This window comes from Photobacterium marinum (assembly GCF_000331515.1).
Lineage (GTDB): Bacteria > Pseudomonadota > Gammaproteobacteria > Enterobacterales > Vibrionaceae > Photobacterium > Photobacterium marinum.
Window position 1 is genome coordinate 50,376 of record NZ_AMZO01000021.1, and the last position, 17,402, is coordinate 67,777.

Below are 17,402 nucleotides of genomic sequence, written 5' to 3' on the forward strand. Positions count from 1 at the left end.
ACGCTAGTAGTTAGCTCTTATTTCAGGATAAATTAGCAAGTTGGTAAGTTGTTAACTATACGCAGCAACACCTGAACCGGATGTTTCATCTTGATATGCTCCAGGCGTTTCACCTGACTCCGACATGAATAACCTGTCGCCATACAACGCTCGTTATCAAGTTGCTCAAGATTTGGCTGCCAGCTAAGACCGTAGATATTCTTCGACCATTCCACCTTATCTTTTTCATGCCCGAAAGTACCCGCCATACCACAGCACCCGACTGAAACAGGCTGTAAATTAGCGCCGAAACGGGCAAAAATGGTTCCCCATTCTGCTTCTGCATTAGGTAATCGGGTTTTCTCCGTACAGTGCGCAAACAAATACCAAATATCTTCTTTACGCAGCGGGTAAGACGGGAATTCATTCAGCAATGGCAACAACCATTCATGTGCTGTCAGCACCTGAAAATCACCTCGGCTGTCCCCCAGAATCTCGTTGTATTCATCGCGGTAACAAAGAACCAAAGCAGGATCCACGCCCACCATAGGTATGCCCAGATCAGCCAGCTGATTCAGGAACTCTGCAGTGTTCTGTGCGGTTCTGGCAAACTGACGTAGGAAACCTTTAATATGTTGCGCCTTGCCATTAGGCTTAAACGGCACCAACATAGGTTTCTTGCCCAACTTCTCAATCAAGAAAACAAAATCCCTGACCACTTCTGCATCATAGAAACTGGTAAACGGATCCTGGACAATCAGCACATAGTCCTGGCGTTCACGTTCAGACAATACCTGCAGCCAATGCAAATCAAAGCGTGTCGAATGGTGGCCGTCCAGACCTTCTTTCAGGGTAGGAACAGACAGGCTCGGCATATCAACATAGCCGATAGTTTTTTCCGTCAGCTTTTTCGACCATTCTGGTCTCATAAGGGCATTGAATGTGGCCGGTGCCTTTGCCATCAACGGCAGGTAATTTTCAACATAAGCCACCAGGTAATCTTTGGCCGGACGCTGATAGCGACTGTAATACAGGTTCAGAAAACGCGCCCGGAAGCTTGGAACATCAACTTTGATAGGACACTGGCTGGCACAGGCTTTACAAGCCAAACAACCATTCATCGCATCCATTACTTCATGAGAAAAATCGTACTCATTTCGCCCTTTGCCGAAAGTATTACGGAAACGATCAATGATCTGCTTAATAGTCGGCGCCTTTGTCATCAACTCTGTTTCAAGCTTGGTCGGATCAATCCCCAGCTCTGCTAACTGTCTCAGCCATTCACGAACAAGTCCGGCACGGCCTTTCGGTGAATGGCGACGATCAGCTGTGATCTTCATTGACGGACACATCGGCGAACTGGTGTCGTAGTTGAAACACAAGCCGTTACCGTTACATTCCATCGCCTGTTTAAAGCTGTCACGCACCTTTAGCGGGATCTGGCGATCATAAAAGCCACGCTTTACACTATCGACTTTCACAAGGTCAGCATCACTGTCCAGCGGCGTACAGATTTTACCAGGGTTCATCCGGTTATCAGGGTCAAAAGCCGCCTTAATGCGCCTCAGCTCAGTAAACAACTCATCACCGAAAAACGCCGGACCATACTCAGAGCGATAACCCTTACCGTGCTCCCCCCACATCAGGCCGCCGTATTTAGCCACCAACGCCACCACCTGATCAGAAATTTCCTTCATCAGGCGTTCCTGGTTCGGATCGCACATATCCAGCGCAGGACGAACATGCAGCACCCCAGCATCGACATGACCGAACATGCCATAATCAAGTTGTTTATCATCAAGTAGCTGACGAAACTCAGCAATGAAATCCGCCAGATTTTCAGGTGGCACACAGGTGTCTTCTGCAAATGCGACCGGCTTCTTACTGCCTTTCGCGGCCCCCAGCAAACCTACCGCTTTCTTACGCATGGCGTAAATTTTCTGGATGCTGGCAAGATCATCACAAACCTGATAGCCGATAACTCCGCTTTCGCCCTGCTCCATCAACTTATCCAGCTGCTGACACAAAGCATCAACCTGAGACCGATTTTCTTCAGAGTCATTGCTGGCGTATTCCACCATATTGATCCCCAGCAGTTCTTTACCGGGAACATCGGTCAATAAATCACTGACGGTATGCCAGACAATATCCTGCTTAGCGAGATTCAATACCCGCGAGTCAACCGTCTCGACTGACAGTGCCTTAGCTTCCACCATCATTGGAGCATTGCGTAGCGCAGAATCGAAACTGTCGTATTTAATGTTAACCAGGGTACGAGATTTCGGGATCGGGGTAATATTGAGTTTGGCTTCGGCAATAAAAGCCAAAGATCCTTCAGAGCCACATAGCAAGCGAGTGATATCGAACTCTTTCAGCTCTTCATCATAAACATTCTTCAGGTCATAACCAGTCAGAAAACGGTTTAACGGAGGGAATTTATCGAGGATCTGCTGACGTTTATCACGGCAAACTTGAGAAGCAACTTTGAGTGCACCGGTAGCCAGTTCGCTGTTATCAGGAATATCGGCAATAGCCGCCTGGGATAAGGGCTCAGTATCCAACAGTGAACCATCAGCAAGGACGGCTTTCAGTGACAACACGTGATCAGACGTTTTACCGTATTTAAGCGAGCCTTGTCCGGAAGCATCGGTATTAATCATGCCACCAATGGTTGCACGGTTACTGGTCGACAGATCCGGTGAGAAAAAAAAGCCATGCGGACGCAAGGCATCATTCAGTTGATCCTTTACGACACCAGTCTGAACCCTGACCCACCCCTGCTCCGGGTTCACTTCAAGGATTTGATTCATATGGCGGGACAAATCAACCACAATACCCGGTGTCAGCGACTGACCATTGGTGCCAGTCCCCCCCCCACGGGCCGAGAAAGTGACTGATTTATAGGCCGGGTTCTTACCCATTTTGCCTATCAGAATAAGATCGTCGACCGATCTTGGCAGAACCACCGCCTGCGGTAATTGCTGATAAACACTGTTATCGGTAGCAACAGCCAAACGGCTGGCGTAAGTCTGCTCAATATCGCCGCTGAAACCGGCGTTTTCGAGTTCAGTCAGAAAAGACAGTACGACATCGTCAATACTGTGCTGATGTGTCAGTGCAGGTAACATTGCTCTCCTTGTCCAGTATTGCTGCCGTATCCTACGACTACTGGCCTCTTATAAGATCGTTTTCATCCACTTTACCTCACAAAGTATATGAAACAAAGTGTGACGAAGAGCAATAAAGCAGCCTTATGACATTTAAGAAAATTTAGCCGCTATTTTTTCTGACAAAATTGATGATCCGGCAACAAGCCACAGTCCGGCAAACGCAAAACCACAACAACGAATACTCAACACAATCAGGCTCACTGATGCCTGCGCTGCCAGCCATTTCACACAGAAGTTAATCAGTAGAATACCAACCAGTATCGAGGCAGTTGTCAGAGCCTTCGGTAACAGTCCGATAGAAACTTCATGTTTTGGCAACCAGTCAACGGCCAAAAAGATCCCCAGCAACAAAGCAAAAAGATAAGCAAAAGAAGGTGTGAAGGTCAGCGCAGCTGTAATACCCACCAGCATTGTTAAATAGAACCAGAACCATTTATCTGAGATACAACGTTGCAAGGAAAAAGATGATGCTCCATGCCAGAGAATCATCATCGCCACCATTACAATTCCCAGCAATACACTGGCTAACGTGTCGCTAATAAAGTGAACACCATACCAGACACGAGCCAGAGCCATTAAAACAACAAGAGACAGGAATAGTGGCAGTGATAGCCACCTGAATGTTCTGCCGACACGAAGGGAAAGCAATTGCCAACACATGCCCCATAATATGGTCGCCAACAAAGTATGCATACTTGGGAAACCATAACCGTAAGCATTGGCTTGCTGCAATTCAGGCATAATGTCGGACGGTCGCGGTGATGCAAAACCAAGCTTAAGCGCATTGGCTGTAAAAATAGCAACAAACAATAATACAGCCAGCTGAAGTAAGGCATGAGGACCAAAGAATCCGGCAACAAAGATAATGAGTAAAGCAATAAAGATCGGTTCGCCGGGTAAATTACCCAAATAGACGATGGCTTCCAAAATCGCTCGGGAAGCATCCGGCATTGCCCTGACAGTCGATTGCAGCTGCTGAATCCAGCTTAACTCCAACTTATGCATAGGGTTAACCTGTTCCAACAGGTCACGATAAATTTCAATTTCGCTGTTCGGGGTTCTTTCCAACCATGAATTCAGCAGAGGCGCATCATCCGGATAACGATAATCCTTTTGCGCAATATCATTCGGGGTCGCAAGGTAGACGCGTTTAACTTCAACGGAATAATCTTTAGCAAACCAGGATGCAACGATCGGGTAACCGGTCCGATCCTTAAATGAAGAGACCAGAATTGGTGTTTTAGCAACACAACTGAATATTGCAGCACGCTCGCGATACTGAAGCAGTTCTGCAACTTCTACATCTATACCGGTTTCTTCCAGCACTTCTCTTATGGCTGCCTCTTTCGGAGAATCCCCTCGCTCAATATAACCGCCGGGCAACGCAAACTTTTGGGTGATAACTTCAGACAACATAATCATTTGATTATCATGCCGAATAATGCAAACAGCACCGACGATATCCCGTGAGCTTTTTGCATCATTATCTGCTGGTAAACCTGTTGCCCATGCAGGCAATGCTACGCTTACCAACAGAAGCAGCACTGATAATCGAATGAAGACATTTAACTGAGTCAACACAACAAACCTTATACAATCAAGACGTTACTGTTATGATATCAATATCGCGCAGGGTTAGCGATTGAGAATTATTATGAATATAACTTTTTTCCAAAAAATTCATGGGTTATAAGAATAATTATTTGTCCTTAGCGTTGAGTTATTCGATTAAGACAACAATATGCAACCATCCGAACTCGCTTCAGATTACTACCTCCATAACTTCCAACGACTGGTTGATTCAGTTGAACAGCACTACCTTGATCTCCTCAACCAAAATGAAACAGATTGGCTTAAAGCTTTCAGGCAGCTATCCCCGTCAGCCAGGATGCTTTATGTACGTCTGCTTTCGAGAAAAGGCCTTTATTACAGAAAAGACAAACTCCACTACCCTGAAATTGGTGAACTGACTCAGCCTGCCAGAGAACTGGCAAAAGCGGGTTTCATTGAAATCAATAACCCAGACTGGTGCACAGAACACATAGCACCTCTTTTTACTAAGCCGGAACTGCTCACACTGTTTCCCGCTCTTAACAAACACAAGTCCACCCATAAAGCGGCGTTACTTGAGAAACTCTATCAGCTATCTCCGAAGCTCGAAGAATTCGGACAAACTATCTTCTACATCTGCCACCAGCAGAACCTGGAGATTTTTCTGCTGCTTTTCTTTGGTAACAGCCATCAGGATTTGAGCCAGTTTGTCCTTTCTGACCTCGGACTTCATCAGTTCGAGTCCTACCCGGTTGATAAAGAAACGCGTTTATTCCAGTCACGAGAACAAATTGAGAGCTGGCTTGTTCTGACCTCGCTGGCGGATGACTACTGGAATGCGAAAGAACAGAAAAACCATGATGCCATTGTTAATATGGTAAGTAATATTCCCACCCGCTTTGAGTGGCCGCCACTGGAGCGGAAGCGTCAGAAGCTCATCAATCATGTTGCCAGAGACCTTGAACGTTTTGGCATGCAAGAGGAAGCACTGACACTTTTCAGACAAAGTGAATTACCCCCATCTCGTGAGCGTCAAATCCGTATCCTAGATAAGCTCGGTATTCAGGACGAAGCGCTGACACTAACACTTAAATTGAAGAACACTCCGCTAACTGAAGAAGAAAGTGAAGTCGCCCTGACGTTAGAAAAGAAGCTAAGTCGTCAACTAAAACGCCCTTTCTCTCCTGCGGAAAAAACTTCATTTAACGAAAACCACTTGGTTTTACCTCATACCGAACAACGCGTTGAGCTGGCAGTCGTTGACTATTATACCGAGCAAGGGTGGACTGTTTTTTATCTTGAAAACAGCCTGATTTGCGGTCTGTTTGGTCTGGCTTTCTGGGATATCATTTTTTCTCCCATTCCGGGAGCATTTCTGAACCCATATCAACGCTCACCACGGGATATGTTCACTCCGGAATTCAGAACTCAGCGATCGGAGATGATAGCAGAGCGCCTTGAACACATATCCTCAGGCTCATGGTGTAACTGGCTGGAAATCTATAATCAGAAGGAAGGCCTGAGTAACGACTGGGTTAACTGGCATAGTCTAAGCAAAGACATCATCGAATTAACGGTAAATAGCATTCCTTACTCTACCCTATCCCACTTATTTGAACGTATGCTATTTGATCCCAGGAATAATCGCTCAGGCTTTCCTGATCTTATTATGTTCAAAAACAATCAATACCAATGGGTTGAGGTGAAGGGACCAGGCGATAAACTTCAAAGTAACCAGGCTCGCTGGTTGAAGATGTTTAACCAATCAGACATACCCGCATGTATTGATTTCATTACCTGGCATAAAGATTGACGATTTAAGCATTGCGCATGTGAGATTGCATCTTAAAACTAATAATTAACAATTATTAATCCCTTTAAATTTCACTAATTTTAAGGTGATTTCACCTTGAGAAAATTATCATCAAAGGTCTAAGATTTAATCAATATGAATATATTTGAAATCATTTCTCAATTAAAAAAGTCAAACTTATAAATTTTCATCTTGCTCGCTCTTTTAATCTGGTATTGGCTCATGAAAAACACAAGAAAGATAACAAAAGTCCGCTACGGCCAAAAAGCAGGTACCATTACGGCCTTTATTACAGACGATAACATCAGTGAAATTGACCCCTTTGTACTATGGGATCACTTTGAAGCAAAAGAAGTTGTGCTGAATACAGGTCTTGATTACCACGGCCACTCAGGCATCGAAGCTATAAGTTACCCCGTCACTGGAAAGCTGCGTCATCTTGACTCAGCCGGTAGCCGGGTAACGTTAGCAAGTGGTGATATCCATGTGATGACATCAGGTAACGGAGTCATACACAAAGACACCATGACCCCCAATAACGGCTATGTCGAATCATTCAGTCTGTGGACAGCCCTACCTGCGGGTGAAACCGAAATGTCCGATGCTATAAGCAGTAACATTTCCGCAGATAAGCTTCCTTTAGTTGAAGAAGAAGATGCAACAACTAAGATACTTGTCGGTGATTTCAAAACAGAAACAAGTCCCATAAGACACAGTATTCCTTTGACTTACCTCGATATCATGATTGCGCCATATGGCGTCTGGTCTTTTCAACCTGAGAACAATCTGACATCTGGCTTTATTTATGTTCGCTCCGGTAATGTCTATGTCAGCGGCAGTCAACTTCATCCTCGGCAAATGGGCGTACTCGAAGCCTCTTCGCTGCCACTGGAGATACGAACCGGCAACCTTGGAGCCAGAATCTTTGTCACACTAGGTGAGCCACTACACCAACCTTTCATTTCATCTGGTAGCTCCGTTCATTCTTCCAGTAGCAACATGGCGGTAGGTACCCAAAAAATCAGACAACTAATGGCATCATTAAGACATTAATAATACCTGTTTATTGAAATATTTTTCTTATTCGAAATAATTCTATTCCCTAAAGCAATTGACCATTTTCTGCTCGCTCTTATCTGAGGTTAAATTTGACCCTTTTTTATTGATTTAATAAATACATTTCCGGTTCACACCTCTATTTGTATAAGCTTAATCAATAGTGAGAAAAATACCCTAATTACCCCATTCCCTAAAAACAAAACTGAACACAAATAATTCCACCCACAAATAAAAACAACAAAAACAGACATCAATTCCAAGCCAATGAAATAATTCACTTTTTTAGGATTGTTGTTACTATTGCTCTATATCAATACAGATTACAGCATTCCCGATAAAACGTTTTGAAAGAACAAGTTAAATTAAATTCTGGCCTAATCCAAAGCCTAATGACATATTTCACATTGATGCCTTTATTATTTTCAGCATCAGTGAAATCTAATGATCTTGATACTTTAATGGCGATGAGCCTTGAAGATCTGTCTGCAACGCAAATCACGGTAACTACCGCAGCTAAAAAAGAGCAGTCATTGTCATCAGTTCCCGGTGCAGTTTATGTCATCAGCGATGAACAGATCCGACGTAGCGGCGTACGCTCTATTGCCGAGGCTCTCGCATTGGCACCCGGTGTACAGGTGACAAAAATCAGTGAGTTTAACTGGCAGGTTTCATTACGGGGGCTAAATGAAGTTCTGTTTAACAAACTATTAGTGATGATCGATGGTCGTACCGTTTTCAGCCCACTGATGTCCGGCACTTTTTGGGATACCGTCGATACCGTCCTTGAAGATATCGAACGTATTGAAATTATACGCGGAACTGCCGGTACGATGTGGGGTGGTAATGCTGCAAACGGCGTGGTCAATATCATCACAAAGCACAGCCGGGATACACTTGGCAATTATCTTGAAATCAGTGCTGGTGAACACAACTACCGCGAAATCAATTACCGTTATGGTATGACACTGTCAGAAACAACAACAGCAAGAGTCTTCGCCAAGGGACTGAAGTCAGACTACTACTTTTTTAACGACGACCAGTGGGAAAACTATCGCGGTGGAATCAGGGTCGACTACTTCAACTCTGACACACAAATTATCTTCGAATCCGGTGGCTACCATAATAAATCATCCCATGACTGGTTAACCGTTGGCCTGAATAAGAAATTAAATTATTTCTACCTGCAACCAGAACAATTTGATGATTATTCCTACGGTGGTTACATCAGTATGGATGTCACTAAACAGCATAATCAAACCGATTATGAAGTCAGCCTGTGGGCAGATGCCAACTCCAGCACTGAACCCTCATCAAACGGTAAGTTTTATACTATAGATTTTGAGGGATTGCTCAGAAATCGCTTCAACTCAGTACATGAGCTGACCTCAGGAGCGGGTATCCGTCTGGTTCACCGACATAATGCTTCTTATCCAACAGGAAAAAATGACACACTTCCGTTATGGGGGCGCGTAACCAGAGAACCAAAGGGCACTGACACCATCTACAATGCCTATTTGCAGCTGGAATCCACACTTAGTGACACCATTACGACAACCTTGGGTACCAAGATAGAACACTTCACCCTGAATCACAGTACCGAACTGCAACCGCAGGCAAGGGTTCTTTATTCCTATTCTCCCCTACATCAATGGTGGGCAGGTGCCGGCCGTGCTGTCGTTACACCTTCTGTGGTTGATTCAGTAACAGATCATTATATTTTTACAGACACCGCTCAGCCAATCTCACCAACTCAAACGGGCAGATTCCCGGTGCTTAAATTCACTTTCGGGAATGAAGAAATGGAAAATGAATCTGTTATTACCTGGGATTTGGGCCATCGTTACACACATTCACCATCACTGAGTATCGACAGCACTGTCTTTTACAGCCGTTATAAACACTTAAGGATGCTTGATGAGCCTTACCTTTATTGCTCCTTCGGCTCCTGTCGAGATGGTGTAACCGTACCTGGCGGACTGTTTGTTCAGTCTTCTCATTACACGAATCAACTGAACGCAGAAAGTGTCGGATTTGAAACGGCTTTCCACTGGCAGCCACTGAGCAATTTACGTATACAAACAAGCTACAGCTTCATCAATACCGAACCTGACTGCCAAGGCCTGAAGTACTGCGACACCGATACATTCGGGGGCTATCCGGCAAAATATAAATATCAACCAAACCATTTTGTTTCTGTATTCTCTCAATGGGATATCACACAAGCATGGCAACTGGATTTATGGTACCGATACAAGAGCGCAGTAAACTCCGGTGTGACATTCAAAAATGGCCACAAACCTTTTGATGCCCCATCCGTCAGCACATTTGATGTTCGGCTTGCATGGCAGGAAAAACCCGACTGGCCAAAAGTTGAGCTGATTATTGATGCTCTTGGTAAAGAACAATATGAAGATCAACCAGGGAAAGCCAAAATTGAAGAAACGGCTTACCTTCGAGCATCATGGGACTTCTTATGAGAATGATGTTTCAGTACCTGGCAATGTTGGATCATAAACAGTTCAGTCATAAACGTTTTGTTGACAGTAAGTCTGAGGCTTTTCGATCTCGGGGGCGACTACGGATATGGGTGACTCAACTTGTTAGCTGCTTATTTATCTTCGCTATTGCAAAAACAGAAGCCGCATTACCCGATTCCACCAATTTTGCAGACTATAAAATTAAAGCGGTCTATATCCATCACTTTGCAAACTTTGTGCACTGGCCGAACAAACTGACAGACATTCGCTTTTGCTGCCTAGGCAGAGACAGCGTCACAGTTACGCTAGAGAACTTAGTTCAAAACAAAGGCATTCCCGGATATGCATCTAGCTTTATCTCACTGAAGAACCTAAGTGAGGCAAGCAACCGTTGTGAGATCCTATACCTCACAGAGCGAAAAATGCGCAAACTGCAACGAATCCCTCAGTATGAAAAAGTACTGACAGTAAGCAGTAACAAAGGCTTTACTAAACAGGGAGGAATGATCGAACTGAGATCGATAAACAATCAGGTAAAGCCAGTGATCGGGCTTGATAATGTAGACAGGGGACGCCTGACTGTCAGTTCACAATTGCTAAGAATCTCTCTGCATCATGACGTTCAGAAAGGAGGCATTCATGACTAAATGGGCCAACCGCCTGCCGCTGAATATGCGGCTCACCATCGCTGTAATGAGTTTCATCATGCTTGCCTTTATCACTATTAAATTCATCACTCATCAGGTGTATTTAAGCATTGAGCAAGAACATCTAATAAGTCGGACTAAAGTGCTGGCCAATGGCGTCGGACGAAACCTGGACGCCGCAATTCTGTTTAACGACCGTATCGAAGCAACGGAAATTCTCTCGGCCTTCAAAGCAGATCCTCTAATTGCCCGCGTGGAGCTAAACACGCTCAACCAGCAAAAATTCAGCCAATATAAAAATGAGAAAATCACTTTTATCTTCCCTTCAAAAGATGAAGAGACAAAACTTGCTCAGCAAAGTTATGTGTTTGGATCTCAAATGCTCTACATGTTTGTGCCTATTGATATGAAAGGAGAGCAAATTGGACAACTAAGGATTGCTGTTTCGCTTATAGCACTAAAGCAAATGCAATTTAATCATTTCAAGCTAAGCCTGCTTCTGATGATTGGCTTGTTTCTTCTCAGCAGCGTTTTCATCTATCTGATGTTTTCATGGCTACTGGCTGATAAATCATCAGAAGAGAAAATTGAACAACTGGAATACCTTGCCACTCATGACATGCTGACCGAGCTACCCAACCGCAGTAAATTGCATACAGAATTAACACAGCAACTTACGCAGTTAAAAAACACACATTCACAAATGGCAGTCCTCTTCATTGATCTGGACGACTTTAAATCAGTCAATGATAGCCATGACCATCAAACCGGAGACAAGGCGCTTAAAGTCATTGCAGAACGACTTCGTCACACACTGAGAGACAGCGATATCATAGCCAGGTTAGCCGGGGATGAATTCGTTGCTGTTCTGAATCCGGTTAAAAGTGCAGAAGATGCCAGACAAACAAGCGCAAGGCTGTTGTCAAAAATCAGAGAACCACTGCACCTTGGAAAGTTGCAGCTGCAACTTAATGCCAGCATCGGCTGTTACTATGTATCGGCTGATAATGCGCTTGATGCAGAAGAAGTCATAAAACAGGCTGATGAAGCAATGTACGATGCCAAGCTTTCAGGAAAGGGACAAATAAGTGAATATAACCAATTCAACTGAATCAGATGGAAACTACCCAAAATAACGTCTTCCGGAGAGGAAGACGTTATCTGAAATTTCTTTTGCTACCGGAGCCTGTTAAATGGGAATACGCGGGTATTCTGCAACAACTTTAGCCGCGGTTAGCGTGTTTAAAAGTACCGTTTGAACTAAACCAAAGTACCTGCTTTTTCTTACGGCCAATCAGCATCGGGCCATCATCAAAGAACAAAAAGTTCTTCCAATTACGTTTGAAAACACCCCACTTGGTTTCAATGATATTGTATTTCTCGTAACAGAAATAAACCGTGGTGTTGTCTTCCCAGTCAATGATTTCAGAGATTTCTGAAGGAAGATCGTTTTCATCACAGTCCCAGGCTTGCTGCCAGTCAACAGCTTCAGACCAAATGTTTTTATCAAAAGCCCAGTCACCCTTTTCAAAATGATCTGCGTCAGGGCTCTGGCTACTGATATGCTCACGCCATAGCTGCGCGGAACGGGCTTGAGTCAAGGGTTTAATCTGCTCTAAATCGGCTGCCTCGACAGGCATGGAGGCGTGGGTGAAAATCCACTTGCGGGAATAACTATCCAGCTCTACGTAGTTCATTGGTCGACCTAATATAACATTGACGGGGCAATGTACCTCAGTCGTTCATTTTGTTCCAGTGTTCGCACCCGTTGATATCAAAATTATACGGCCCTCTGTTTTAAATCAGAACAAAGCAAGAGCCAACAGAGGTAGCAGACTATTTTTGTTGGCTCTTGTTTCACTTTCCGGGTAAAGCCCGAAGTTGAATCAAACAGAAGTTGAATCAAACAATAGATACTTTGTCGGTCACCTTTGGGGATTACTTAGTATCCCAGAAATTACTCACCCAGCCGCCGACATTCTCGTCATAATGACAGCCGTTAAATTGCTTGTCCGGGATCTCTAACTTATGGTTTCGTTCATCGAGTAACTGAGATATGTGGCAGGCCATAGGATCACCGCGCTCTGACAAGCGGCGTCTGGTTGCGACTTCTTTGATGATCTGTAGACGATATGATGAATTCATTCTCTTCATTACAGTTGACCTCTCTCAGTTAAACCCAGTAACAAAAAATAGGAGTGAGTAAGCAAATCGTCAAATTTCCGCAATCAAACAGTCACAATTACCTTTCAAACAAATTTTTCAAATTAACCATAAAATCAGTGTGTTAATTTTTAAGTGTTCGTTTGTCTTTTTCCCAGTACAACAATCTAAATAATTTCCCTTTAAAAAATAATTATTTATATTGAAAAAAAACTTTAATATTTTTATCGTGAAAACCACATTAATGGCTTCGCTATTATCAATTCATGGTGCCATTCATCACAAAGATAAGAACTGAATACTATGTACAACCTTGCTACGAACCTGGAACGTAATGCCACTTTTCGCGGTAATGACACAGCCCTCATCTTCCACGATCAAACCATCAGCTACAGTGAGCTGAATAAGAGGGTTAACCGCGTGGCAAATCAACTTGTCAGGCTGGGCATCAAGCCAGATGACAAAGTGGCTATCTCCTGCCCCAATACACCTGATTTTGTTATCGGTTACTATGCTATTCAGAAGGTCGGGGCCGTCACTGTTCCGCTCAATGTCATGCTGAAAGGCCCTGAAGTTGCCTATCATCTTGATGATTCCGATGCTGTCGCTCTGATTTGCTATCAGGGCAACAGTGCCCTTCCATGTGGTGAATACGGCTATCAGGGATTCAGTGACACAGAAAGCTGCCAGCATTTCATCCTGATTGAAACCGAAGGCAATGAATCTCCGGCTTCGCAGGAAGCCCATAGCTTTAACCAGTGGTTACAAACTGAAGAAAATCACTTTGATGCAATTTACCGTAAAGCAGAGGATACCTGTGTAATACTCTACACCTCCGGCACAACTGGCCGCGCGAAAGGCGCAGAGCTGAGTCAGAGTAACATGTTGTGCAACGCTCAGGCATGTCAGGCTCTGACTAATCAGAAAGGTACAGATGTCAGTATTGCTATCCTGCCTCTGTTCCATACTTTTGGTCAGTCGCTGATCATGAACACCTCGATTCTTGCTGGCAGTGCTCTGGTTCTGATCCCGCGTTTTGTACCCAAAACCGTATTGCAACAGATGCATCAGCATAAAGTGACTCACTTAGCCGGCGTACCGACCATGTTCATCGGCCTGCTTGCGTTTGCTGAAAAACATGGCGGTGACTTTATTGAAGATATCGCCGCAAACCTGAAAGTGGCTATTTCAGGTGGAGCCTCAATGCCGGTTGAAATCCTGAAACAGTTTGAAGAAAAATTGAATGTGCCAGTAATTGAAGGTTATGGCCTGTCGGAGTCTTCACCGGTGGCAGCATTTAATCACCTTGAATACGAACGCAAACCGGGTAGTATCGGCCAGCCTTTACCCGGCGTCACCATGAAAGTGGTCGATGATAAAGGAAAGACCCAGCCACGAGGCAAAGAAGGTGAGCTGTTGATCCGTGGCCATAATGTAATGAAAGGCTACTACCGCAAACCAGAAGAAACAGCAAAAACCATTGTGGATGGCTGGTTGCATACCGGCGATATCGTCAAAATGGATGAGGACGGATATGTTTTCGTCGTCGACCGCCTGAAAGAAGTGATCATTCGCGGCGGCTATAACATCTATCCGCGTGATATCGAAGAAACCTTCATGACCCACCAGGATGTTCACATGGTGGCGGTTGTCGGTATCCCGCATAAAACTTACGGTGAAGAAGTGAAAGCCTTTATCATCATGAAAGATGAAGCCCAAACAACACCGAAAGAATTTGTTGCCTGGGGACGTGAACGACTGGCTGACTTCAAGTACCCTCGCCAGGTTGAGGTTGTTGATTCATTGCCAATGACAGCAACCGGAAAAATCCTCAAGCGCCTGCTGAAATAAGTTCATGTAACGCAGGCTGTTCAGCAGCCTGCCATCACGTCGACAGTTCCCACTCAATAGCAATGACTTTTGCGTGATCTCTTTACCACTGCTAACGTAATAATGATGGAGCGAGACTGTACGGAGGCACAGTGAAAAATCTATTCACAACAATCGTTTCTGGTATCAGTGCCTTACTTTATTCAACATCTATTTACGCCAATCCGTCACTGGCTTTTCACCAGTGCACCAAGGCCTTTACATACGATATCTATCTCAGCCAGCAAAAAATTGGGTATCTGACCCGAACACTCAGATGGCAAGATAAAAATGTGGACATTTACTCCTACAGTAAAGTCGACATTGTCGTCGCCAAAAGCAAACTAAAACAACAGAGCCGAGTTTATTGGTCAGAAAAGCGAAATTCGTTTCTGACCCAATCATTTTCACGTCAAATCACCGGGCTTCTGGCTGGCTCAGCCTCAGCAACCTTCAGTGAAGAAGGAAGCCGCTCAGTAATCAATTACAACGGAGCAACCGCTAATTTCAGCAGTACAGACATTCCCATCATGGATGGAGATGCTGTTGGCAGCCAGATAAGACACAACCTTATCGAAGGTAAAACATCATTCAACTTTAAGTTGCAGGACACGAATGATGTGGACCATTACTTTTTTGAAGTAAAGGGAAAAGAAAAGATCAAAACCCGTTTTGGCCGACTAAATGCGTTTCGAGTTGAACAAGTACGCAAGCATGACCGAAAGCTGGTGATGTGGTTTGCCCCTGACGTCGACTATCAGCTGGTTAAAGCCACGTATAAACGTAAGCTTCTCAACCTGCAAGCATTATTAACCAAGAGTAATATAAAGTGCCCGAACCAGCTGGCCAAAATCAATTAGGCTTGCTAATTCGCTGATCCTTTGAACTAAAACAAAACACGACTACTTCATATAAGCTTTACCACCAATAATCTTATAAGCAGGCGTTCCTCTCACCAGAGTTTCTCTTGCAAAAACAGCCTGACACTCAGGGCAAATACAATGCTCATTTGTGTAGTCACGACTAATCCTTTCTTTAAAGCACTTAACCAACGCCCCTTTGCCACCTTTCCGATATTTAAACAGCTGACTTTTACACCCACTACAAAATATATCGACCGTCTTTGTCGGCCCTTTCTTATTCGGTTTTGCCATCTCTCTGTATACCACTGACGTCACGGCGTATATCCGTGACTAAACTGTCGATCAATGCCTGCTTATTCTCAGAAACACCAACATAATTCCCGTATCTGGGTTGTTGACGATCATCAAACAGAGGATGATGCCAGCCACTGGTTGTTTCAACAAATGTTTTGGCAAATTGCTGTGAAATAGAGAAACAACCGGCTAGAACAGTATCAACATAGGTCTGCATTATTGGTTTTACCTGACAAGGTGGCTCAACATCAGATCGAACATACGCCCAAACAGGCACATTTGGCATGTCGCAGCCTTCAACAATTAAGCTTGTCGGATCCAGCTCAATACGCCGATAGCCTTTTTCCCTGCGATCAAAATCCTTCAAAACAATGCCCTGTATTGGAACAAGTACACCGTTACATACGCCATGCCCTTCAACAGCAACCAAAGGCGCGATTTTATAAGTGCCATCAACCTTTCCCCATGAACGAACCAACCCACTGACCTTAGCCGGTAACGCCTCACCTGTTTGGCCTGTCAGCTTACGCGATTGATGGTTAATAAGACTTCCATAGCCAAAAATATACATTCTTACTCCTGTTCACGGTTTCGTTCAGGCAACTAAAACGGCAATCCAAAAAAGCGGGAAAAGGTCAGCCATTCCTCTTGTAACTCCTGCAAATCACCTTTTAGAAAACGAACTTGCTGACCTGGTCTCGCCTGAGCCAGCCTCGACACATCTATTCGGGCAACACACCCTAATTTGGGATAACCGCCTAACGTCTGCCGATCGTTAAGCAATACTATGGGCTGACCATTAGGCGGGATCTGGATAGCTCCATAGGCTATCCCCTCAGAAATAACACCATCAATGTGGCCAGTGACTTCCGGACCTTCAAGTCGACATCCCATTCGATCCGTTTGTTGGGTGACTTTAAATGTGCCGCTATAAAAGGATTGCTTAGCTGAATCTGAAAAACTGTCTGCCTGGCATGACTCAATAACTCTGAGTTGAAGCCCTTGCTGATAGTCCGGAATAAACCGCGCCGGTGTTGAGAATAACTTGAATTTTGCACCGTTGAAATTTATCGCCTTCAAGCAGTCACCTTGCTGCAATGGTGTACCCTGTGCCACTCCACCGATACCGTTTCGGACAACCGTTGAAGCACTCCCTAACACTTCAGGAACAGAAAAGCCACCATGGACAGCCAGATAAGCACGAACACCATAACGTGGTAAATTAAACTTCAGTACTTGCCCATTTCTAAGTAAAAAGCTTTGCCAGCAAACCTGAGGCTTGCCATCTACCGTCAGATTCATATCCGCACCGGTAATCGCACAAAGCATGTCTCCATGTGCTTTGAAACAGGCCTGCCCGAGCGTGATTTCAATCTGCGGACAATTCATATCATTGCCTAACAGGTGATTAGCCCAACAGTAGGCATGCAGATCGACAGCACCTCCCTGGCTCAGCCCTTGCGCACCGACTCCCAATCGCCCTGTATCCTGGATCAAGCTCAACATTCCCGGCTGTA

14 protein-coding genes are annotated in these 17,402 nt (G+C 44.5%); 7 read left to right on the forward strand and 7 right to left on the reverse strand.

Annotation, left to right across the window (positions count from 1 at the left end; all coding sequences use genetic code 11):
- Nucleotides 1-32: 32 nt before the first annotated feature.
- Both ydiJ and C942_RS14575 read right to left on the reverse strand, forming a co-directional pair.
- Nucleotides 33-3,107 (reverse strand): D-2-hydroxyglutarate dehydrogenase YdiJ, encoded by a 3,075-nt coding sequence (gene ydiJ, locus C942_RS14570; RefSeq protein WP_007466894.1) that lies wholly within the window; start codon nt 3,105-3,107, stop codon nt 33-35.
- 132 nt (nt 3,108-3,239) lie between these two features.
- On the reverse strand, nt 3,240-4,730 hold the full coding sequence (locus C942_RS14575) for a bifunctional NUDIX hydrolase/phosphatase PAP2 family protein (protein ID WP_051035827.1): 1,491 nt from the start codon (nt 4,728-4,730) through the stop codon (nt 3,240-3,242).
- A 160-nt stretch (nt 4,731-4,890) separates the two neighbouring features.
- Here C942_RS14575 and C942_RS14580 point away from each other — a divergent pair, with 160 nt between their 5' ends.
- The 5 genes from C942_RS14580 (at nt 4,891) to C942_RS24415 (ending at nt 11,807) form a co-directional block, all read left to right on the forward strand.
- A complete protein-coding gene (locus tag C942_RS14580) occupies nt 4,891-6,513 on the forward strand; it encodes a VRR-NUC domain-containing protein (protein ID WP_007466899.1) in 1,623 nt (540 codons plus the stop codon).
- Nucleotides 6,514-6,735: 222 nt separating this feature from the next.
- Nucleotides 6,736-7,566 (forward strand): pirin family protein, encoded by an 831-nt coding sequence (locus C942_RS14585; RefSeq protein ID WP_007466901.1) that lies wholly within the window; start codon nt 6,736-6,738, stop codon nt 7,564-7,566.
- A gap of 413 nt (nt 7,567-7,979) precedes the next feature.
- Nucleotides 7,980-10,049, forward strand: coding sequence for a TonB-dependent receptor plug domain-containing protein (locus C942_RS14590; protein ID WP_007466903.1), 2,070 nt, complete (start codon nt 7,980-7,982; stop codon nt 10,047-10,049).
- Nucleotides 10,046-10,696 (forward strand): YfiR family protein, encoded by a 651-nt coding sequence (locus C942_RS14595; protein ID WP_007466905.1) that lies wholly within the window; start codon nt 10,046-10,048, stop codon nt 10,694-10,696. Before C942_RS14590 ends, C942_RS14595 begins: the two co-directional genes overlap by 4 nt.
- Before the next feature lie 58 nt (nt 10,697-10,754).
- Entirely contained in the window at nt 10,755-11,807 is a 1,053-nt protein-coding gene (locus tag C942_RS24415; protein WP_198287495.1) for a diguanylate cyclase domain-containing protein, read from the forward strand.
- A gap of 112 nt (nt 11,808-11,919) precedes the next feature.
- On the opposite strand, the gene C942_RS14605 is transcribed toward C942_RS24415, so the two are convergent.
- A complete protein-coding gene (locus tag C942_RS14605) occupies nt 11,920-12,393 on the reverse strand; it encodes a DUF2947 domain-containing protein (protein WP_007466909.1) in 474 nt (157 codons plus the stop codon).
- 241 nt (nt 12,394-12,634) lie between these two features.
- Nucleotides 12,635-12,850: a hypothetical protein gene (locus C942_RS14610; protein ID WP_007466911.1), complete on the reverse strand. Its 216-nt coding sequence runs from the start codon at nt 12,848-12,850 to the stop codon at nt 12,635-12,637.
- A gap of 312 nt (nt 12,851-13,162) precedes the next feature.
- Here C942_RS14610 and C942_RS14615 point away from each other — a divergent pair, with 312 nt between their 5' ends.
- Nucleotides 13,163-14,710: a long-chain-fatty-acid--CoA ligase gene (locus tag C942_RS14615; RefSeq protein ID WP_007466913.1), complete on the forward strand. Its 1,548-nt coding sequence runs from the start codon at nt 13,163-13,165 to the stop codon at nt 14,708-14,710.
- A gap of 131 nt (nt 14,711-14,841) precedes the next feature.
- Nucleotides 14,842-15,588: a DUF3108 domain-containing protein gene (locus tag C942_RS14620; protein WP_007466915.1), complete on the forward strand. Its 747-nt coding sequence runs from the start codon at nt 14,842-14,844 to the stop codon at nt 15,586-15,588.
- Nucleotides 15,589-15,630: 42 nt separating this feature from the next.
- Here the strand turns inward: C942_RS14620 and C942_RS14625 are convergent, their stop codons facing one another.
- Genes C942_RS14625 through C942_RS14635 form a run of 3 tightly spaced genes read right to left on the reverse strand, consistent with a single transcriptional unit; the run spans nt 15,631 to nt 17,391 of the window.
- On the reverse strand, nt 15,631-15,882 hold the full coding sequence (locus C942_RS14625) for a hypothetical protein (protein ID WP_036800331.1): 252 nt from the start codon (nt 15,880-15,882) through the stop codon (nt 15,631-15,633).
- Entirely contained in the window at nt 15,866-16,456 is a 591-nt protein-coding gene (locus C942_RS14630) for a gamma-glutamylcyclotransferase family protein (protein WP_007466919.1), read from the reverse strand. Before C942_RS14630 ends, C942_RS14625 begins: the two co-directional genes overlap by 17 nt.
- 32 nt (nt 16,457-16,488) lie before the next feature.
- Nucleotides 16,489-17,391: a 5-oxoprolinase subunit C family protein gene (locus C942_RS14635; RefSeq protein ID WP_051035834.1), complete on the reverse strand. Its 903-nt coding sequence runs from the start codon at nt 17,389-17,391 to the stop codon at nt 16,489-16,491.
- Between the last annotated feature and the right edge of the window lie 11 nt (nt 17,392-17,402).

What these genes read in the sequence shown, in the direction of transcription:
- C942_RS14615 (WP_007466913.1), top strand. Translation starts at nt 13,163, where the DNA reads ATGTACAACCTTGCTACGAACCTGGAACGTAATGCCACTTTTCGCGGT.
- C942_RS14580 (WP_007466899.1), top strand. Translation starts at nt 4,891, where the DNA reads ATGCAACCATCCGAACTCGCTTCAGATTACTACCTCCATAACTTCCAA.
- ydiJ (WP_007466894.1), bottom strand. Translation starts at nt 3,107, where the DNA reads ATGTTACCTGCACTGACACATCAGCACAGTATTGACGATGTCGTACTG.
- C942_RS14605 (WP_007466909.1), bottom strand. Translation starts at nt 12,393, where the DNA reads ATGAACTACGTAGAGCTGGATAGTTATTCCCGCAAGTGGATTTTCACC.
- C942_RS14610 (WP_007466911.1), bottom strand. Translation starts at nt 12,850, where the DNA reads ATGAAGAGAATGAATTCATCATATCGTCTACAGATCATCAAAGAAGTC.
- C942_RS14635 (WP_051035834.1), bottom strand. Translation starts at nt 17,391, where the DNA reads ATGTTGAGCTTGATCCAGGATACAGGGCGATTGGGAGTCGGTGCGCAA.
- C942_RS24415 (WP_198287495.1), top strand. Translation starts at nt 10,755, where the DNA reads ATGCTTGCCTTTATCACTATTAAATTCATCACTCATCAGGTGTATTTA.
- C942_RS14625 (WP_036800331.1), bottom strand. Translation starts at nt 15,882, where the DNA reads ATGGCAAAACCGAATAAGAAAGGGCCGACAAAGACGGTCGATATATTT.
- C942_RS14590 (WP_007466903.1), top strand. Translation starts at nt 7,980, where the DNA reads ATGCCTTTATTATTTTCAGCATCAGTGAAATCTAATGATCTTGATACT.
- C942_RS14595 (WP_007466905.1), top strand. Translation starts at nt 10,046, where the DNA reads ATGAGAATGATGTTTCAGTACCTGGCAATGTTGGATCATAAACAGTTC.
- C942_RS14585 (WP_007466901.1), top strand. Translation starts at nt 6,736, where the DNA reads ATGAAAAACACAAGAAAGATAACAAAAGTCCGCTACGGCCAAAAAGCA.
- C942_RS14630 (WP_007466919.1), bottom strand. Translation starts at nt 16,456, where the DNA reads ATGTATATTTTTGGCTATGGAAGTCTTATTAACCATCAATCGCGTAAG.